The organism is Streptomyces sp. SGAir0957, assembly GCF_043523415.1.
On sequence record NZ_CP027293.1, the window covers coordinates 3,547,807 to 3,567,403 of the forward strand.

General features: G+C 71.5%; 13 protein-coding genes. 7 read left to right on the top strand and 6 right to left on the bottom strand.

Going from position 1 to position 19,597, the window contains the following annotated elements:
* Positions 1-22: 22 nt before the first annotated feature.
* Genes C1N81_RS20860 through C1N81_RS20880 form a run of 5 tightly spaced genes read left to right on the top strand, consistent with a single transcriptional unit; the run spans position 23 to position 5,850 of the window.
* The gene (locus C1N81_RS20860) at positions 23-970 is read left to right on the top strand and encodes an ABC transporter permease (protein ID WP_394431294.1); all 948 of its coding nucleotides are present in this window, start codon (positions 23-25) and stop codon (positions 968-970) included.
* Complete coding sequence (locus C1N81_RS20865) at positions 963-1,748, top strand: ABC transporter ATP-binding protein (protein WP_394431296.1); 786 nt, start codon at positions 963-965, stop codon at positions 1,746-1,748. The genes C1N81_RS20860 and C1N81_RS20865 overlap by 8 nt, the downstream gene beginning before the upstream one ends.
* A 24-nt stretch (positions 1,749-1,772) precedes the next feature.
* Positions 1,773-1,949 (top strand): hypothetical protein, encoded by a 177-nt coding sequence (locus C1N81_RS20870; protein WP_394431298.1) that lies wholly within the window; start codon positions 1,773-1,775, stop codon positions 1,947-1,949.
* Positions 1,946-4,183, top strand: a complete 2,238-nt coding sequence (locus C1N81_RS20875) for a CDP-glycerol glycerophosphotransferase family protein (protein WP_394431299.1) — start codon at positions 1,946-1,948, stop codon at positions 4,181-4,183. Before C1N81_RS20870 ends, C1N81_RS20875 begins: the two co-directional genes overlap by 4 nt.
* Complete coding sequence (locus tag C1N81_RS20880) at positions 4,183-5,850, top strand: glycosyltransferase family 2 protein (RefSeq protein WP_394431301.1); 1,668 nt, start codon at positions 4,183-4,185, stop codon at positions 5,848-5,850. The genes C1N81_RS20875 and C1N81_RS20880 overlap by 1 nt, the downstream gene beginning before the upstream one ends.
* A gap of 65 nt (positions 5,851-5,915) precedes the next feature.
* On the opposite strand, the gene C1N81_RS20885 is transcribed toward C1N81_RS20880, so the two are convergent.
* From C1N81_RS20885 to C1N81_RS20895, 3 genes are all read right to left on the bottom strand, one after another.
* Positions 5,916-7,391 carry a hypothetical protein gene (locus tag C1N81_RS20885; protein WP_394431303.1) on the bottom strand — a complete coding sequence of 492 codons (1,476 nt, stop codon included), beginning with the start codon at positions 7,389-7,391 and terminating at the stop codon, positions 5,916-5,918.
* 21 nt (positions 7,392-7,412) lie between these two features.
* The gene (locus tag C1N81_RS20890; RefSeq protein WP_394438104.1) at positions 7,413-8,210 is read right to left on the bottom strand and encodes a polyprenol monophosphomannose synthase; all 798 of its coding nucleotides are present in this window, start codon (positions 8,208-8,210) and stop codon (positions 7,413-7,415) included.
* 185 nt (positions 8,211-8,395) lie between these two features.
* Complete coding sequence (locus C1N81_RS20895; protein ID WP_394431305.1) at positions 8,396-13,336, bottom strand: NAD-glutamate dehydrogenase; 4,941 nt, start codon at positions 13,334-13,336, stop codon at positions 8,396-8,398.
* Positions 13,337-13,822: 486 nt separating this feature from the next.
* Between C1N81_RS20895 and C1N81_RS20900 the strand changes: the two genes are divergently transcribed.
* On the top strand, positions 13,823-14,389 hold the full coding sequence (locus C1N81_RS20900; protein ID WP_394431307.1) for a DJ-1/PfpI family protein: 567 nt from the start codon (positions 13,823-13,825) through the stop codon (positions 14,387-14,389).
* Between the two features lie 165 nt (positions 14,390-14,554).
* On the opposite strand, the gene C1N81_RS20905 is transcribed toward C1N81_RS20900, so the two are convergent.
* Both C1N81_RS20905 and C1N81_RS20910 read right to left on the bottom strand, forming a co-directional pair.
* Positions 14,555-15,229: an HAD family hydrolase gene (locus tag C1N81_RS20905; protein ID WP_394431308.1), complete on the bottom strand. Its 675-nt coding sequence runs from the start codon at positions 15,227-15,229 to the stop codon at positions 14,555-14,557.
* A gap of 71 nt (positions 15,230-15,300) precedes the next feature.
* Positions 15,301-15,816, bottom strand: coding sequence for a DUF6912 family protein (locus C1N81_RS20910; RefSeq protein ID WP_394431310.1), 516 nt, complete (start codon positions 15,814-15,816; stop codon positions 15,301-15,303).
* A gap of 295 nt (positions 15,817-16,111) precedes the next feature.
* Between C1N81_RS20910 and C1N81_RS20915 the strand changes: the two genes are divergently transcribed.
* Positions 16,112-16,564, top strand: coding sequence for an Rv3235 family protein (locus C1N81_RS20915; protein ID WP_394431312.1), 453 nt, complete (start codon positions 16,112-16,114; stop codon positions 16,562-16,564).
* Between the two features lie 118 nt (positions 16,565-16,682).
* Here C1N81_RS20915 and secA read toward each other — a convergent pair whose 3' ends face one another.
* Positions 16,683-19,493 (bottom strand): preprotein translocase subunit SecA, encoded by a 2,811-nt coding sequence (secA, locus tag C1N81_RS20920; protein ID WP_394431314.1) that lies wholly within the window; start codon positions 19,491-19,493, stop codon positions 16,683-16,685.
* Positions 19,494-19,597: the final 104 nt, after the last annotated feature.

Here is a 19,597-nt window from a genome sequence, read left to right on the forward strand (position 1 = left end):
AGCCCGACCGAAAGCAGCGGATGTGAGTCAGGTCCTGGAGACACCCCCCGCCCCGGCGACCCCCTCCCCCGGCACCACGGCGACGACCGGCACCACGGCGGAGCCGGACGCCGCCGCGCTCGCCGCCCGGTACGGGCTGACCGTCAGCGGCGCCCGCCCGTCGCTGCCCGCCTACGTGCGCCAGTTGTGGCAGCGGCGCCACTTCATCACCGCGTTCTCGACCGCCAAGCTGACCGCGCAGTACAGCCAGGCGAAGCTCGGCCAGGTCTGGCAGGTGGCGACGCCGCTGTTGAACGCGGCCGTCTACTACTTCATCTTCGGCATCCTGATGGGCACCAGCCACGGCGTCCCGGACTTCGTCCCGTTCCTGGTCACGGGCGTGTTCGTGTGGACGTTCACGCAGTCGTCGGTGATGGCGGGCACCCGCGCGATCTCCGGCAGCCTCGGCCTCGTACGGGCGCTGCACTTCCCGCGCGCCTCGCTGCCGATCTCGTACTGCCTGCAACAGCTCCAGCAGCTGCTGTTCTCGATGTGCGCGCTCGTCGTGATCCTGCTCTGCTTCGGCGTCCCGCCGACCGCGTCGTGGCTCCTTGTGGTCCCGGCGCTGTTCCTGCAGTTCACGTTCAACACCGGGCTCGCGCTGATCATGGCCAGGATCGGTGCGAACACCCCGGACATCGCGCAGCTGATGCCGTTCCTGCTGCGGACGTGGATGTACCTGTCCGGCGTCATGTGGAGCCTGGACCACCTGCTGAGCAGGACGGATCTGCCGCACGCCGTGACCGTGCTGCTCAAGGCCAATCCGGCCGCCGTCTACATCGACCTGATGCGGTTCGCGCTGATCGACAGCTTCACCGGCGACCAGCTGCCCGCGCACGTGTGGGCCTGGGCCCTGGGCTGGGCGCTGCTCGCCGGCGTCGGCGGATTCATCTACTTCTGGAAGGCAGAGGAGACGTACGGCCGTGGCTGAACAGACCGACGCAACCGTCCCCACCGTCATCGTCGACCACGTCGACATCGTCTACCGCGTCAACGGCACGGGCGCGGGGCGCGGCACCGCGACCGCCGCCCTGAACCGCATCGTCGGCGGCCGGAAGAAGGCCGAGCAGCGCTCCGGCGTACGCACCGTGCACGCGGTCCGCGACGTCTCCTTCACCGCCTACCGCGGCGAGGCCATCGGCCTCATCGGCACCAACGGGTCCGGCAAGTCCACCCTGCTCAAGGCCGTGGCCGGGCTGCTGCCCGCGGAGCGCGGCCGGATCTTCACCGACGGCCAGCCCTCCCTGCTCGGCGTCAACGCGGCGCTGATGAACGACCTCACCGGTGAGCGCAACGTCCGGCTCGGCGGCCTCGCCATGGGGATGAGCCGCGAACAGGTCCGCGACCGCTACGACGACATCGTCGACTTCTCCGGGATCAACGAGAAGGGCGACTTCATCACCCTGCCCATGCGCACGTACTCCTCCGGCATGGCGGCCCGGCTCCGGTTCTCCATCGCCGCCGCCAAGGACCACGACGTGCTCCTGATCGACGAGGCGCTCGCCACCGGCGACCGCTCGTTCCAGAAGCGCTCGGAGGAGCGCATCCGCGAGCTGCGCAAGCACGCGGGCACCGTCTTCCTGGTCAGCCACAGCAACAAGTCGATCCGCGACACCTGCGACCGGGTGCTGTGGCTGGAGCGCGGAGAGCTGCGGATGGACGGGCCGACGGACGAGGTCCTCAAGGAGTACGAAAAGTTCGCCAGGTGATTTTTGTCCGCTTAGTGTGCGGCTATGCGTCATGCCCGGCTGAGTGTGATCGTCCCCGTCTCCGACGTCGAGCCGCACCTCGACACATGCCTGAGCTCCCTCGCCGCGGACTTCCGGGCGGCGTTCTGCGACCTGGACGACGGGCGGGCGGCGGGCCGGGTCATGGGCCGGATGGCGGAGCGGAACGGGGGCGCGGCATGAGCGCACGGCTGAGCGTCGTCGTGTACGGGCGGGACGTGCAGGGCCTGCTCGGCGGCTGCCTGGACAGCGTCGCCGGGCAGCTCCCGCCCGGCGCCGAGCTGGTCACGGCCGCCGTCGGCGAGGTCGCGCGGGACGTCGCCGAACGGTACGGCCACCCCGTCGTACCGCTGCCGCGGGGCGCCTCGGACTCGGCGGCGCGCGCGGCGGGCGCCGAGCGGGCGGGCGGCGACTGGCTCTGGTTCGTGCACGCCAAGGACCGGGTGCCGACGGGGGCGCTGCGGGCCGTGCTCGACCGCCTGGCGGAAGTGGCCGAGCACGCGCCCGAGCCGCGGACGGGCCGGGTGGACGTCCTGGTCGCCGACCACATCCGCTCGACCTGGCGCTCCACCCTGGGCGCCGGCACCGACGCCTGGCGCCTGGCCCGCGTCGGCCGCCGCGACCTGCCCCCGGCCCACGCCCCCGACCTGCTGCGCGTCGCCCCGCTGCTCGGCAACCGGGTCGTGCGCGCCGCGTTCTGGCACGAGCACCGCGCCGACCTGTCGGGTGCCGAAGAGGCGTCCGCCGAGATGTTCGCCGCCCGCGCCTGCCTCGTCCTCGCCGAACGGATCGCCTGCCTGGAGCACGTCATCGTCGACGTACGGGAGCTGCGGCCCGAGAGCCTGCCCCCGGTGACCGCCGACGAGCGGTACGGGTTCGTCGAGGCGTACGAGGAGTTGCAGCGGCTCATGGCGCGGCTCGGCGCCCCGGTCCGGCCGCGCGCCGTCCTGTACGACCTGATGGCCACGGAGTCGATGCGGGTGGTGGCGCGCGCGAAGATGCCGGACGCGGTGGCCCGGGAGTTCTTCCACCGGGCGTCGGCCGCCGCCGTGCGCTGGCGCCCGGAGGGCTACCGCCGCCCGGCCGGTCTCGAGGGCGTCCGGCGCCGTCTGCTGGAAGAGGACGCGTACACGAAGTACCGGGTGTTCCAGAGCGCCAACCACAAGCGGCGCGACGCGAAGGCGGCGGTGCGGGCCCGCAAGAAGCGGTTCGGCGCGAAGGTCCGCGACCTGCACTACCAGCGGGCCCTGCGCGAACCGGTCGACCCCGATCTGGCCGTCTTCTCCGCGTACTGGGACCGGGGCGTCGCCTGCAACCCGGGCGCGATCGCGGCGGAGCTGACGCGGCGCGCGCCGCACGTCCGCCAGGTGTGGGTGGTGTCGAAGCGGACGGAGCCGCTGCTGCCGCCCGGCACGGAGCACGTGGTGCCCGGGACCCGCCGCTACTGGGAGGTCATGGCCCGCGCCAAGTACCTCGTCAACAACGTCAACTTCCCGAACGCGGTGGTCAAACGACCCGGCGCGGTCCACCTCCAGACCCACCACGGCACCCCGCTGAAGAAGATGGGCCTGGACCAGCTCGACTACCCGACGGCGTCCAAGGGCCTCGACTTCGACGCGCTGCTCGCCCGCGTCGACAAGTGGGACTTCAGCATCAGCTCCAACAGCCATTCCACCCGTATGTGGGAGCACGCCTACCCGTCGCGCTACACGTCCCTGGACCACGGCTACCCGCGCAACGACGTCTACTACGGCGGGGGCGCCGCCGACATCCGCGCCGTCCGCGACCGCCTCGGCATCCCGCCGGGCCGCCGCGCCGTCCTCTACGCGCCGACCCACCGCGACTACGAGGCGCGCTGGACCCCGCGTCTCGACCTCGCCGCGCTCGCCGAACGCCTCGGCGAGTCCACGGTCCTGCTCGTGCGCGGCCACTACTTCTACGGCGGCGCCGCCTCCCCCCTCTCCTCGCTCCGCCGCAGCGGCCGCGTCATCGACGTCTCGGCGTACGACCCGGTGGAGGAGCTGGCGCTCGCGTCGGACGCGCTGATCACGGACTACTCGTCGATCATGTTCGACTACGCCAACCTGGACCGGCCGATGATCGTCTACGCCGACGACTGGGAGACGTACGCGAGCACGCGCGGCGTCTACTTCGACCTGATGGCCGAGCCGCCGGGCCATGTGGCGCGCACCCAGGCCGAGTTGACGGAGATCCTCGCGACGGAAGCGTGGCGCGACGAGGTGTCCGCGAAGGCCCGCGCGCACTTCCGGCGCCGGTTCTGCGAGTTCGACGACGGGCACGCCGCCGAGCGGGTCGTGCGCCGCGTCTTCCTCGGCGAACCGGAGGAGGCGCTGCCGCCCATCGTGCCCGTCGACGACCGCAGACCGGCGCCGACGCCCGAGGAGGCGAGTTCCTGATGGCGCCCACCCCCGATGTGACGGTCACGGTGATCGTCTTCAACGACGCGGAGCGCCTGCCGCGCGCGGTCGCCTCCCTCCAGGCGCAGACGCACGCCGACATCGAGATCATCATCAGCGACGACCACTCGACGGACCACACCCCGCAGGTGGCCCGGGAGCTGGCGGCCTCCGACCCCCGCATCACCTACCTGCGCCTCCCGGAGAACTCGGGCGGGTGCAGCGCGCCGCGCAACCGGGCCCTGGACATCGCACGCGCCCCGTACGCGATGTTCCTGGACAGCGACGACGAACTGCCGCCCCGCGCCGTCGAGCTGCTCCTGTCGGCGCACCGCGAGGACCCGTCGATCGACTTCGCGATGGGCGCGGTCGAACGCATCCGCGTCGACACGGGCCGCGCCTCGGTCTGGATGCCGCACCTCGTCGCCGAACGCCGCACCGTCGATGGCATCGAGGCCGAGCCCGGCTTCTTCTTCGAGCACCTGTCGACCAGCAAGATGTACGCCCGCGCCTTCCTCGACCGGCACGGCCTGCGCTTCCCCGAGGGCATCCACTACGAGGACCAGCTCTTCTCCGCCCAGGCCTACTGCCTGGCGACCTCGTTCGCGGTCGTCCCCGAGCCGGTGTACCGCTGGTACATCGCCCCGTACGCGGAGGAGTCCGCCGCCTCCATCTCCAACCAGCGGCACAAACTGAGCAACGTCCGCGACCGCGTCCACGTCCAGGAACTCATCGACGCCTTCCTCGACGAGGGCGGCTACAGCGCGCCGCTGCGCGAGGCCAAGGACTACAAGTTCCTCAAGCACGACTTCCGCATGTACGCGAACGACCTGCCCTACCGCGACGAGGAGTGGCTCGCGGGCTTCGCCGAGATCGTGAACCCGTATCTGGCCCGGCTCGCGCCCGGCGCGTACGCCCGTCTCCCGCGCGCCGAACGCGTCGTCCTGCAACTGGTGCGCGACCGCCGCCTCGCCGACGCCCACCTCGCGGCCCGCGGCCTCGGACAGGGGGTCGCCCCGCGCACGGCGGTCGCCGACCCCGTCACCGGCGTCCTGTGCTGGGGCGCCGAGATCCCGGCGACGGAGACCGCCCGCCGCGAACTCTCCCTGGCCGACCTGGCGCTCGACGCCCGCCCCTTCCGCCGCGCCCTGTTCCGGCACGAGATCGTGCGCCTGGAACGGGGCCCCGGCCCGGCGTCCGTGCGGCTGCGGATCCGCACCTACGACCCCGGCCTGCGCCTGCCCGTCGGCCCGCAGATCGCCGCGCTGGTCGTCTCCCCCGGCGGCAGACGCCTCACCGTCCGGTTCCGGCTCGACCCGGTGCGGCCCGGCGTCCACGAAGGCGGAGTCCTCCTCGACCTGGCCGCCGCCGCCCTCCCCCAGCAGGGCTTCGACGGCATCCGCCACCCCGTGCTCCAGCTCCAGGCGCCCGAGGGGATGCGCAACAACGGCCTGCTCCTCGCCCCGCTCGACTTCCCCGCCTTCACCGCGGAAGTGCCGCGTCACCGGATCACCGTCGAGCCCGAGGGGCGCGGGGCGGGCCGGATGCAGGTCCGGTGGGAGACGGTGGGGCTGACGGCGAAGGTCGTGCGGCCGGTGGCGCGCCGGGTGTCGGGCACGTCGCTTGCCCGCAAGGTACGGCAGGCGGTCAGGCTGGTGCGGGCGTAGTCCAGGTCCGTCGAGGTCCAGGTCCAGGTCCGTCCAGGTCCAGGTCCAGGTCCAGGTCCAGAGCTCTAGGGCACCCGGTACAGCACTTGGCCGCGCGGCCCCACCGCCACTTCCTCCAGCGCCGGGCCGCCTCCCCCGACCTCCCCCGGGTACGCCACCACCCACCCCACCCCGTACCGCCGCAGCACGTCCGCCCGCCGCCGCTCCGGCGTGCCCGCCGCGAAGTACGTGCGGACCGCCGCGAGCCGCTCCTCCTCGTCGTCCAGGAAGAAGTCCGGGTAGCCGGGGGCGACCGTGTACGGCCCGTACGCGGGGATCTGCCGGGCCGGCCACTTCTTGGCCAGGACCACGTCCCCGTACCTCACCCATGGCGTGATCCAGTGGTAGCCGGGCCACGGCTCCCGGTACCGGTCGGCGACGGCGGACGGCAGGGACGAGCGCGGCAGGACATACCCCAGCACCCCGGACTGGGTCCACGCCCCGGCGAGCAGCGCCCCCGCGACGGCCCAGCCGAGCGCCGCCCGTACCGCGCGGCGCGGCGCGCAGAAGACCTCCAGACCCGCCGCGACCTGCGCGGGGATCAGTACCGCGGGCAGCACCCGGCCCCACGACCAGTGCCCGCTCAGGCCGCCCGCGGCGAACACCACGGCCCCGAGGACGCAGCACAGCACCAGCGGATCGCGCCGGTCACGCCACCAGCGGAGCGCGAGCGCGGCGCCGCCGACCAGCGCGACGAGCCAGAAGCGGCCCGGCAGGCTCCGGTACAGGGAGCGGTGGATCTCCTCCAGGCCGCCGACGCCGAACAGGCCGAAGAAGGAGTAGTACGGCCAGAGCGCGAGCAGCAGCAGGCCGAGGGCCGAACCGGCGGCAAGGCGGAGCCACACCGCCCGGCCGGGCCACTGGCGCGCCCCGAGCACCATCGCCAGCGCCCCCAGCGAGGCGACCACCCCGGTGAACTGGTGGCTCAGCAGGATCGCCGCCCACAGGACGCCGGCCCCCAGGAAGTGCGGCCATGTCGTCGCCCGGCGCAGCAGCGCCCACAGCCAGAAGGCGGCGCCCAGCGCGCACGTACTCGGGTAGGAGACGCTCAGCGCGAGGGAGTGCAGGCCGAGGAAGCCGCTCCAGTCGAACAGGGTCGTGCCCCACAGCAGCACCAGGGCGAGCAGGACGAGGGCGGTCACGGCGGCCCGGCGCCACCGCCCCGCCGCACCCGTCAGGAACGTACCGACGAACGACCAGACCCCCGTCACCAGCACCGCGAGGGACACGAGCGCCGCGCCGCGCAGCACCACGAAGACCCCGAGCCCAGTGACCTTCGCCGCGCAGCCGAGCAGCAGGGTCCAGGGCGTGTAGTACGGGCTCGGCGCGTCGGCCGCGACCAGCGGGTCGCCCGGGTCGAGCAGGTCTCGGCGGAGGCGTTCGACCGTGGCGGCGTGGACGCCCAGGTCACCGGCCCACGGCAGCCGGACGACGACCGCCACCAGCAGCACGAGGAGCAGCAGGGCGGCGGCCCGCGCGAGTGCGCTACCGGCGGCGCGCACGGTGCGGGCGGTGCACCCCGGTCACCGGCGCGACCTCGCCCGCAGCTTCCACGGCATCGCTACGGACTCCAGCTGCACCATCAGGTTCATCTTGGACTCGCCGACCGTACGGTCCTCGAAGTGGATCGGCACCTCCATGATGCCGAAGCCGCGGCGCACGGCCCGGTACTTCATCTCGACCTGGAAGCTGTAGCCCGCGCTGTCGACGGAGGCCAGGTCGATGGCGCGCAGCGCGTCCTCGCGCCACAGGTTGAAGCCGCCGGTGATGTCGCGGACCCGGGTGCCGAGGATGGTGCCCGCGTAGGCGTTGGCCCAGCGGGAGAGCAGGCGGCGGTGGGCGCCCCAGGCGTCCGAGAGGGTGCCGCCCTGCACGTAGCGGCTGCCGAGGGTGACGGCCGCGCCCGTCGAGAGGGCGACGCCGAGGAGCTGCGGGACCTTGGCGACGGGGTGGCTGCCGTCGGCGTCCATCTGGAGCACGTACCGCGCCCCGTCGGCGACGGCCTGCCCCATGCCCGCCGCGTAGGCGCGCCCGAGGCCCTCCTTGCCCGCCCGGTGCAGGACGCCGACGCGCTCGGGGCCGAACCGGCGGGCGTACTCGTCGGCGATCTCGCCGGTGCCGTCGGGGCTCGCATCGTCGACGACGAGCAGGCGCAGGCCGGGCAGGTCCAGCTCCATCAGCGCGTCGGCCATCCGGGGCAGGTTCCCCGCCTCGTTGTAGGTCGGCATGACGACGGTCAGCGGTGTCGCGGCCCAGTCGGCGGGCAGCGCGGCGACCCGGCTCTCCGGCTGCGTGTCAGGGCCGGACGGCTTCGACGGGATCAACGGCATCGGCTCTCCCTGCATCTGTCAGACAATCAGCTCCACTTTAAATGGATTGCCCGATTTTGTGTCGTATTCAGAGTGGTCGGAGACATTCAGAGTGGCCGGAGACGTGCGGAAAAGCCAGTGACGGGCGCCCCGGGCCGGAACACATCCGGCCCGGGGCGCCCGTCACCACGAAACCCCTACGAGTGCACCCGAAGGAGCGTCCGCATCGTCCGCATGGCCACCGACAGGTTGGCCAGGTCGAACGCGTCCGAGCCCTGGATCTCCTCCAGGGTCGAGCGCGCGCGGCCCAGGATCGGCGCGTTCTTCTCCTCCCACGCCTTGAACCGCTCCTCCGGCGTCGACGCCCCGTTCCCGACGGCCAGGACGTCCGCCGTCAGGGCGGCGTGCGCCGCGTACAGGTCCTCGCGGATGGAGGCGCGGGCCATCGACTGCCAGCGGTCGGCCCGCGGGAGTTCGATGATGCGGTCCATGAGCTGGGTGATGGAGAGCCGGTCGGCGAGGTCGTAGTAGACCTCGGCGACGTCCGTCGCCTCCTTGCCCATGCGGTCGGCGATCTGCACGATGTCGAGCGTCGGGAACGCGGAGGAGAACCCGGCGACCTGCGCGGCCAGCGCCTCCGGCACACCGCCGCCGGTCAGCTCGTCGCAGATCGACTGGTACCACTCGGCGTCCGCGCCCCTGAGCATCTTCGGCATGGCGGCCCACACCTCGGCGACGCCGTCCTTGAAGAACGAGATCGTCTCCGCGAGCTGGAGCGGCTGCGGCCGGTTGTTGAGCAGCCAGCGCGTGCCGCGCTCGACGAGGCGGCGCGAGTGCAGCCGGATGCGGGTCTGGACGTCGGCGGCGACGACATTGTCGAGCGCCTCCACCGCGTCCCACACCTCGCCGAGCCCGAAGATCTCGCGCGCGGCGAGCTGCGCCCGCACGATCTCCTCCAGGGACGCCCCGGTCTCCTCGCAGAGGCGGTGCAGGAACGTCGAGCCGCCGGTGTTCACCGTGTCGTTGACGAGGACCGTCGTGATGATCTCGCGGCGCAGCGGGTGCGCGTCGATCGCGTCGGCGTACTTGTCGCGCAGCGCCTTCGGGAAGTAGGCGTGCAGGAGCCGGCGCAGGTAGGCGTCGTCGGGCAGCGTCGTGTGGATGAGCTCCTCGGCGGCCGTGATCTTCGTGTAGGCGAGGAGGACGGCCAGCTCGGGCTGGCTGAGCCCGCGCCCGGAGTTGAGGAGCTCCTTGATCTGCCGGTCGTTGGGCAGGAACTCCAGGGACCGGTCGAGGTGGCCCTGCTTGCCCAGGCGGCGCATGAACCGCTGGTGGGCGTGGAGCAGGGACGGCGACTGGGCGACGGCGTTGGCCAGCGCCACGTTCTGCGCGTAGTTGTTGCGCAGCACCAGGTGGCCGACCTCGTCGGTCATCGCGGCGAGCAGCTTGTTGCGCTGCTTCACCGTCAGGTCGCCGTCGGACACCAGGCCGTTGAGCAGGACCTTGATGTTGACCTCGACGTCGGAGGTGTTGACGCCCGCGCTGTTGTCGATGGCGTCGGTGTTGACCTTGCCGCCGGTCCTGGCGAACTCGATGCGGCCCAGCTGGGTCGCGCCGAGGTTGCCGCCCTCGCCGATGACCTGGGCGCGCACGTCCTGGCCGTCGACGCGGATGGCGTCGTTGGCCTTGTCGCCGACGTCCGCGTTGGACTCGGCCGAGGACTTCACGTACGTGCCGATGCCGCCGTTCCACAGCAGGTCCACCGGGGCCTGGAGGATCGCCTTCATCAGCTCGGCCGGGGTCATCTTCGCCTGGCGCGACTCGATGCCGAGGGCCTCGCGGATGTGGTTGTTGAGCTGGATCGCCTTCGCGGAGCGCGGGAAGACGCCGCCGCCCTGCGAGATCAGCGCCTTGTCGTAGTCGGCCCACGACGAGCGCGGCAGCTCGAACATGCGGCGCCGCTCGGCGTACGAGGTGGCCGCGTCCGGCTTCGGGTCGATGAAGATGTGCCGGTGGTCGAAGGCGGCGACCAGGCGGATGTGCTCGCTGAGCAGCATCCCGTTGCCGAACACGTCACCGGACATGTCGCCGACGCCGACGACGGTGAAGTCCTGCGACTGGGTGTCGACGCCCAGCTCGCGGAAGTGCCGCTTCACGGACTCCCAGGCGCCGCGCGCGGTGATGCCCATGACCTTGTGGTCGTATCCGGCGGAGCCGCCGGAGGCGAACGCGTCGCCGAGCCAGAAGTTGTAGCTGCCCGCGACCTCGTTGGCGATGTCGGAGAAGGTCGCCGTGCCCTTGTCGGCCGCGACCACGAGGTACGTGTCGTCCTCGTCGTGGCTCACCACGTCGTTCGGCGGGACGACCTCGCCGGCCACCAGGTTGTCGGTGATGTCGAGCAGCGCCGAGATGAACGTCTTGTAGCTGCGGATGCCCTCGGCCATCCACGCGTCCCGGTCCACGCTCGGGTCGGGAAGCTGCTTGGCGACGAAGCCGCCCTTGGCGCCGACCGGCACGATGACGGTGTTCTTCACCATCTGCGCCTTCACCAGGCCGAGGATCTCCGTGCGGAAGTCCTCACGCCGGTCCGACCAGCGCAGGCCACCGCGCGCGACCTTGCCGAAGCGCAGGTGCACACCCTCGACACGCGGCGAGTACACCCAGATCTCGTACGCGGGGCGCGGCGCGGGCAGGTCGGGGATGGCCTGCGGGTCGAACTTCATGGAGACGTACGCGTGCGGCTGGCCGCCGCCCGCCTCCTGGAAGAAGTTGGTGCGCAGCGTCGCCTTGATGACGGTGAGGAAGGAGCGCAGGATGCGGTCCTCGTCGAGCGAGGCGACCTGGTCGAGCGCGCCGTCGAGCTCTTCGAGCAGACCGTCGGTCAGCTCGGTCCCGGCCCGCTGGCGCTCCGGCGACATCCGCGCCTCGAAGAGCGAGACGAGCAGCCGCGTGGTGTGGACGTTCGTACGGAGGGTGTCCTCCATGTAGTCCTGGCTGAACGTCGAACCGGCCTGGCGCAGGTACTTCGCGTACGCGCGCAGGACCATCGCCTGGCGCCAGTTGAGCCCGGCGCGCAGGACGAGGGAGTTGAAGCCGTCGTTCTCGGCGAGCCCGGTCCAGGTCGCGGCGAACGCCTCCTGGAACCGCTCGCGGCCGTCGGCCCCGAGGTCGTCCGCGCCGCCGTTCGCGGGCTTGGGCATCCGGAGCCCGAAGTCGTAGATCCACGCGGTCGTCCGGTCGCTGCACCGCAGCTCGTACGGGCGCTCGTCGGTGACCTCGACGCCCAGGCGCTGGAGCACCGGCAGGACCTCGGAGAGCGAGACGGGCGCCCCGGTCCGGAAGATCTTGAAGCGGCGCTCGCCGGGCGCGGCGCCGACCGGCTCGTACAGCGAGAGCGCGAAGTCCTTGCCGCCCTTCTTGAGCTGCTCCAGGTGGACGAGGTCGGCGACGGCCGCCCGCGGCGAGTGGTCCGCCTTGTAGCCCTCGGGGAACGAGCCCGCGTAGCGGCGAAGCAGCTCGGCGGCGCGCTCCTCGCCGCACTCGGCGTTCAGCGCCTCGGCGAAACCGTCGGCCCAGGAGCGGGCGGCCTCGACGAGCCGCGCCTCGATGCGGTCCTTGTCGGCGTCGGAGAGCTGCGGCAGCTCGGTGCCCGGCGCGACCCGGACGACGAAGTGCAGCCGGGAGAGGATCGACTCGGTGTTCCAGGCGGTGAAGTCGACGCTGGAGCCGGCCAGCTCCTCCTTGAGGATGTCGATGATCCGCAGCCGCACGCCGGTGGTGTAGCGGTCGCGCGGCAGGTAGACGAGCGCCGAGTAGTAGCGCCCGTACTCGTCCTGGCGCAGGTAGAGCCGCAGGCGGCGGCGCTCCTGGAGGTACAGGACCGAGGTGACGATGGAGCGCAGCTCGTCGGCCGGGGTCTGGAACAGCTCGTCGCGCGGGTACGTCTCCAGGATCTGCAGCAGGTCGCGGCCGTCGTGGCTGTTGGGCGAGAAGCCCGCGCCCTTGAGGACCTCGGCGACCTTGCGGCGGATGACGGGGACGCGGCGCACCGACTCGGTGTACGCGGCGGAGGAGAACAGGCCGAGGAAGCGGCGCTCGCCGACGACATTGCCGTCCGCGTCGAACTTCTTCACGCCGACGTAGTCGAGGTAGGACGGCCGGTGCACGGTGGCGCGGCTGTTGGCCTTGGTCAGCACCAGGAGGCGGTGCTCGCGGGCCTTGGCACGGGCGTCGGCGGGCAGCCGGTTGAACGACGGGGAGACCGGGTGGTGGTCCTCGCCCTCGTGCTGCGGGTCGGCGCGCAGGATGCCGAGCCCCGTACCGGGGACGGCGGCCAGGGAGTCGTCCTCGGTGAGCGTGTACTCGCGAAAGCCCAGGAAGGTGAAGTGGTCGGCGGCCAGCCAGCGCAGCAGCTCGCGCGCCTCGTCGACCTCCTGCTCGGCCAGGTCGCCCGCGGTGGGCTCGGCGGGCAGCTCCTCGGCGATGCGCAGCGCGGCGTCGCGCATCTTCTCCCAGTCCTCGACGCACTCGCGCACGTCGGACAGGACGCGCAGCAGGTCCGCGGTGATCTGCTTGAGGTCGTCGCGGTCGCTCTCGCGGTCCGTCTCGACGTGGATCCACGACTCGGTGAGCACGTCGTGCCCCTCGGCGCTGGACCCGGCGGGCAGCACTTCGAGGAGCTTGCCGGTGACGTCGCGGCGGACGACGACCTGCGGGTGGATGACGACGTGGATGCCGCGGCCCTGCCGGGACAGCTCGTTGGTGACCGAGTCCACGAGGAACGGCATGTCGTCGGTGACGACCTCGACGACGGAGTGGCTGCACGTCCAGCCGTTCTCCTCGACGGTCGGGGTGTGCACCTTGACGTTGGCCGTGCCCTGCGGGCGCGTCTCCGCGAGCCGGTAGTGCGAGTAGGCGGCGCCGAAGACGTCGACCGGGTCGCGGTCGGCCAGGTCCTCGGGTGCCGTGTGCAGGTAGTAGCGCTGGAGGAACGCGAGCACGGTCTCGTGGTCCAGCGGACCCTCCGCGCCCTCGCCCGCCGCCCCAGTCGGTAGGTGCCCCCCTACCGGGCTGTTCTCAGCTACCCGGGCGGCCCGCGCGAGCAGCTCGGCCTTGGCTTCGTCCAGCTTGGTCTGCATTGTCCTCTGGCTCCTGTCGCGCGCCATTGCGTGACGTAGACGTTCCGGTGATGAAGCGATCGACGCAACGCCGTGACACGGGGTGTCCGGTCAGCCTCGACGTTATGCCGGATTGGAAGAAGAGCGGACGGTAATGCGCCATTTTCAACGAACTGGCCATCCGCCGGAAATGATCAGCGGTCGGGAGCCCGTCCAAAGGCTCCTGGCGCCGGGCACGGTCGCGGTGGCGACCCGTGTCTTCCCGGCGCGGGCAGGGGGCGACGATGCCCCCGCGAGATATCGCGCTGATCACGGGACCAGGCTATCGCTCTCCGCGGCGGACCCGTCATGAGCTGTATGTGTACAAAACCAGCGGCCGAACTTTGACACTCTGCACAGAAGCGCGCCCGCACCCGTGCCCGGGCCCGCCCTCTTGCCAGGATCGCGGGGCGGCGGCACGTTGGGCACGACGGCGGATACCCGACCGTCGAGGGGAGGGTGTGACCAATGGCACCGAAGATCCTGATCGTCACGGGCGACGCGGCGGAGTCCCTGGAGGTCCTCTACCCGTACCAGCGGCTGCGCGAAGAGGGCTACGACGTGCGCATCGCGGCCCCCGCGCGCAAACGGCTGAGGTTCGTCGTGCACGACTTCGAGCCCGGGTTCGACACGTACACGGAGAAGCCCGGGTACACCTGGGAGGCCGACCTCTCCTTCGCGGACGTCGAGCCGGGCGCGTACGCGGCCCTCGTCATCCCGGGCGGCCGGGCCCCGGAGTACCTGCGCGGCGACGGCGAACTCCGCAAGATCGTCAAAGCCTTCTTCGACTCCGACAAGCCCATCGCCCAGATCTGCCACGGCCCGCTCCTGACCGCCGCGGTCGACGGCCTGCGGGGCCGCCGCGTCACGGCGTACCCGGCGCTCGAACCCGACATGCAGGCGGCGGGCGCCACGTTCCAGGACACGGAGGTCGTCGTCGACGGCACGCTCGTCTCGTCCCGCGGCTGGGCGGACCACGCCGCGTGGATGCGGGAGTTCCTCACGGTGCTGCGGGCGAAGGCGCCGGTGCGCTGACACCCGCGGGGTCAGGGCGGGCCGGCTGCCCCGCCGACGGGGCAGCCGGTGACAGCTTCGCCCGGCATCCGCGGTCCGGGCATCGGTATGCGGACGGGGCGGGTATACGCAGAGCCCCGCGGATCGGCGTCGTCCGTATACCTACGGGCCGCGCGAGAGCGCCGGTCAGGCGGCGGCGACCAGCCGCTCGGCCGCGCGCACCGCCTCCGCCAGCGTGTCCACGACGGGCGCGCCCACCCCTTCGAGACTGGCCCGGCTGTGCGAGCCGCCCGTGTAGAGCACGGCGTGCGCGCCCACGCCGAGCGCGGCGACCGCGTCGTCGGCCGCGTCCCCGATCACCACGGTCCGCTCGGGCGCCACGCCTTGCAGCGCGCCCAGGTGCCGCACCATGTGCTCGGCCTTGCTGCCACCGGACGGGCCGGTCCGCCCGTCGACCCGGACGAACCGCTCGGTGATGCCCAACTGCCGCACCAGCGGCACCAGTTGGTCGTGCCCGTACATGCTGAGGATCGACTGGCTGCGGCCCGCGTCCTGCCATCCGGCGAGCAGCGGCTCCACCCCTTCGGCGAGCCCGCACGCCACGGAGTGCAGCACATAGTGCCGGTGGAACGCGTCGTCCATGAGGACCCACTCGTCGTGCGTGGGCATCCGCCCCATCAGCCGCTCGTAGAACTTGGGCACCGGCACGCAGTACAGGGCGCGGTACTTCTCCAGCGTGATCGGGGGCAGCCCGATCTCCGCGAAGGCTGCGTTGGTGGCGCGGATGATCGCCTCGTTGTCGTGGAACAGCGTCCCGTTCCAGTCCCAGACGATGTGCGCGGCAGGTATGTGTCTCCCCATCCCTGGAACATACCCGCCGCCTCGCGGGAGGCCGCGTCCCAGCCGCCCTCCGCCGCCTGGAGGGAGTCGGCTCAGTCGTCGCGGCCGACGAGGTTGGGGATCTCCTGCGTGGCGAACCACAGCAGCTCGTGGTCCTCGGCCCCGTCGACGACGAACTGCGCGTCGTCGTCCCCGTGGTCGGCGGCGCCGAGCGCGGCCGCGGCGGCGGTGACGTCGGCCTCGGCGTCGTCGGCGTCCACGTGCACGGCGGCCGCCTTGGCGAGGCGTACGGTCTCGCGGACGGTGACCTCGCCGAGCGAGGCCGGGTCGAGCCCGGTGTCCGGGTCGGCGACGGCGGCCTTGTCCGCCACGTCCACGGCGACGACGACCCGGCGCCGCGCCGCGTCCGGCTCCCCGGCGAGCAGCCGCAGCGAGGCGAGCGCGGCGCGGTTGAGGGCCGCGTACTCCAGCTCCTCGATGTCGTCGGAGAGGTACCACTCGCGCAGCGCGGGCGTCACGGCGTAGGCGGTGAGCGGCGCGGGCCCGAGCTCGCCCGTCTTGTACGCCTCTGCGAGTCGGGGCAGGGACAGAGGTACGTACACGCGCATGGCCGGCCGCTTTCGTCGTCTTCGGGGGTCGCAGGGGTCTCAAGGATACGGGTGGGAGTACCCCTTCGGGCTGTGGCTCCCGCCCCGGGCAACCGTCAACAGGGACGCGGCCGGCCGTCGGCGGCGCTCGCCCGACCTGCCCTTCCCTCACCCGGATGCGTGAACCGATCGCCGCCCGCGGGCCCCTCCCCGCACCCCTTGCCGCGCTGTCCGCGCGCCCCGTAGAAGGTCCCACAGACAGAGTTACCGACCGGTATCCAGCAAGGCGTACGAACGATCGGCATGCGGAGGCGACGTGCAGAAGGTCATGTTCCGGCAGGGGCCCCGGGGAACGGCCCGGCCCCCGTCCCGCCCACCGGCCCGCCGGGACCCCCGCCGCCCGGCCACCGCCCGCCGCGTCCCGCCGGAGGCGCCCCCGCACCCCACCGAGACGTTCACCCAGCGCCTGCTCCTGGTCCTGGCCGGCACCAGGCCCCCGCACTGGTTCGCCCGCCACACCGCCGACCGCGCCTACGACGACCTGCTGTGGCTGGTGGCCCGCCGCCCGCTCGGCACCGGCGGCCGGCGCCCCACGATCCACGACATCGGCTACTTCGTCCCGGCCACCGGCACGTACGAGGTCTTCGCCCGGATCACGGCGGGCCCGCGCCTGCACGCGCTGGCCTTCCGTATGCACCTGGCGGCCGACAACCGCTGGCGCGTCACGGCGGTGGAACTCGGCGGACGCCCACCGCGAGAGGACGGGTGACAGGCGCGAGGCGAGTGGCACGCGAGAGGCGGGAGACACGCGAGAGACAGGCGCGAGGCGGGTGACACGGCGAAGGGCCGGGCGCATCGCGCCCGGCCCTTCCGACAACCATCGCAGGCTACTTCTTGCGGCGGCGCCCCTTCGACTGCTTCCGGCGCTCGGCCCGCGTCAGACCGTCCGACTCGGAGCGCGTCGGCCCGTCCTCGGTGACGAAGTCGCCCTCGTCGACACCGCCCTCGGCGTTCGGCGCCTGGAAGTGCAGGCGGTCCGGGCGCTGCGGGGCGTCGAGGCCCTTGGCGCGGATCTCCGGACGCGAACCGGCCTGCGCCGGGACCGCGTCCTCCTTGTCGAGCGACGTGGCGGGCGCGGCGTCCTCGACCGGGACCTCCTCGACCTGCTGCTCGACCTGGACCTCCAGGTTGAACAGGTAGCCGACGGACTCCTCCTTGATGCCCTCCATCATGGCGGTGAACATGTCGAAGCCCTCGCGCTGGTACTCGACCAGCGGGTCCTTCTGCGCCATGGCGCGCAGGCCGATGCCCTCCTGGAGGTAATCCATCTCGTAGAGGTGCTCGCGCCACTTGCGGTCGAGCACGGAGAGGACGACCCGGCGCTCCAGCTCACGCATGATCTCGGAGCCGAGCTGCTCCTCGCGCTGCTCGTACTGCGCGTGGATGTCGTCCTTGACGGCCTCGGCGATGAACTCGGCGGTCAGACCGGCGCGGTCACCGGCCTCCTCCTCCAGCTCCTCCACCGTGACCTTGATCGGGTAGAGCTGCTTGAAGGCGCCCCACAGCCGGTCGAGGTCCCACTCCTCGGCGAAGCCCTCGGCGGTCTCGGCGCCGATGTACTCGTCGATGGTGTCGTCCATGAAGTGCACGACCTGCTCCTGCAGGTCCTCGCCCTCCAGGACGCGGCGGCGCTCGCCGTAGATGACCTCGCGCTGGCGGTTGAGCACCTCGTCGTACTTCAGGACGTTCTTGCGCGTCTCGAAGTTCTGCTGCTCGACCTGCGACTGCGCGGAGGCGATCGCGCGGGTGACCATCTTGTTCTCGATCGGCACGTCGTCCGGCACGTTCGCCATCGACATGACGCGCTCGACCATCTGCGCCTTGAACAGCCGCATCAGGTCGTCGCCCAGGGAGAGGTAGAAGCGGGACTCGCCGGGGTCGCCCTGACGGCCGGAGCGACCGCGCAGCTGGTTGTCGATACGCCGCGACTCGTGGCGCTCGGTACCCAGCACGTAGAGCCCGCCGAGGTCCTTGACCTCCTCGAACTCCGCCTTGACGGCCTGCTCGGCCTTCTCCAGGGCGGCGGGCAGGGCCGCGGCCCACTCCTCGACGTGCTCGACGGGGTCGAGGCCCGCCTGGCGCAGCTCGGCCTCGGCGAGGTCGTCCGGGTTGCCGCCGAGCTTGATGTCGGTGCCACGGCCCGCCATGTTCGTCGCGACCGTGACGGCGCCCTTGCGGCCCGCCTGGGCGACGATCGTCGCCTCCCGGTCGTGCTGCTTGGCGTTGAGCACCTCGTGCTGGATGCCGCGCTTGGAGAGCTGCTGCGAGAGGTACTCGGACTTCTCGACCGACGTCGTACCGACGAGGATCGGCTGGCCCTTCTCGTGCTTGTCCGCGATGTCGTCGACGACCGCGTCGAACTTGGCGACCTCGGTGCGGTAGATCAGGTCGGCCTGGTCCTTGCGGACCATCGGCTTGTTCGTCGGGATCGGGACGACGCCGAGCTTGTAGATCTGGTGGAACTCGGCGGCCTCGGTCATCGCCGTACCGGTCATGCCGGAGAGCTTGTCGTAGAGGCGGAAGAAGTTCTGCAGGGTGATCGTGGCGAGCGTCTGGTTCTCGTCCTTGATGTCCACCCCTTCCTTCGCCTCGATCGCCTGGTGCATGCCCTCGTTGTAACGGCGGCCGGCGAGGATTCGGCCGGTGTGCTCGTCGACGATCATGACTTCGCCGTCGATGACGACGTAGTCCTTGTCCTTCTTGAACAGTTCCTTCGCCTTGATGGCGTTGTTCAGATAGCCGACGAGCGGGGTGTTCACCGACTCGTAGAGGTTGTCGATGCCCAGCCAGTCCTCGACCTTGGCGACGCCGGACTCGTGGATGGCGACGGTGCGCTTCTTCTCGTCGACCTCGTAGTCGCCGGTCTCCTCGATGCCCTTCAGCTGATTGCCCGCCTCGCCCTTCTTCAGGCGGGTGACGAGCTTGGCGAAGTCGCCGTACCACTTGGTGGCCTGGTCGGCGGGGCCGGAGATGATCAGCGGCGTACGGGCCTCGTCGACGAGGATGGAGTCGACCTCGTCGACCACCGCGAAGTTGTGGCCGCGCTGCACCAGCTCGTCCTGCGACCACGCCATGTTGTCGCGCAGGTAGTCGAAGCCGAACTCATTGTTCGTGCCGTACGTGATGTCGCAGTTGTACTGCTCACGGCGCTGCGCCGGCGTCATGTTCGCCAGGATGCAGCCGACGGTCAGACCGAGGAACTTGTGGACGCGGCCCATCATCTCGGAGTCGCGCTCGGCCAGGTAGTCGTTGACCGTGATCAGGTGCACGCCCTTGCCGGACAGCGCGTTCAGATACGTCGGCAGGGTGCCGACCAGGGTCTTGCCCTCACCGGTCTTCATCTCCGCCACATAGCCGAGGTGGAGCGCGGCGCCGCCCATCAACTGCACGTCGTAGGGGCGCTGGCCGAGGACGCGCCGGGCGGCCTCGCGCACGGTCGCGAACGCCTCGGGCAGCAGGTCGTCCAGGGTCTCGCCGTCCGCGAGCCGCTGCTTGTACTCGTCCGTGAGCGCGCGCAGCTCGGCGTCGGAGAGGCTCTCGAAGTCCTCTTCGATGGAGTTGACCTGGTCCGCGATGCGGTGCAGCTTGCGCAGGATCTTGCCTTCGCCTGCACGCATGATCTTCTGGAGGACGGACACGCGGTTGGTCTCCTTGCCGGTCGGGCCTGGCACGGTCGGTTACTCAAGCGACAGCCTGAGCAACGGCCATCGTATGCGAGGACCCCACCGCGCCGGGAGGTCTG

What these genes read in the sequence shown, in the direction of transcription:
- C1N81_RS20900 (WP_394431307.1), top strand. Translation starts at nt 13,823, where the DNA reads ATGGCACCGAAGATCCTGATCGTCACGGGCGACGCGGCGGAGTCCCTG.
- C1N81_RS20910 (WP_394431310.1), bottom strand. Translation starts at nt 15,816, where the DNA reads ATGCGCGTGTACGTACCTCTGTCCCTGCCCCGACTCGCAGAGGCGTAC.
- C1N81_RS20880 (WP_394431301.1), top strand. Translation starts at nt 4,183, where the DNA reads ATGGCGCCCACCCCCGATGTGACGGTCACGGTGATCGTCTTCAACGAC.
- C1N81_RS20895 (WP_394431305.1), bottom strand. Translation starts at nt 13,336, where the DNA reads ATGCAGACCAAGCTGGACGAAGCCAAGGCCGAGCTGCTCGCGCGGGCC.
- C1N81_RS20870 (WP_394431298.1), top strand. Translation starts at nt 1,773, where the DNA reads ATGCGTCATGCCCGGCTGAGTGTGATCGTCCCCGTCTCCGACGTCGAG.
- C1N81_RS20905 (WP_394431308.1), bottom strand. Translation starts at nt 15,229, where the DNA reads ATGGGGAGACACATACCTGCCGCGCACATCGTCTGGGACTGGAACGGG.
- C1N81_RS20875 (WP_394431299.1), top strand. Translation starts at nt 1,946, where the DNA reads ATGAGCGCACGGCTGAGCGTCGTCGTGTACGGGCGGGACGTGCAGGGC.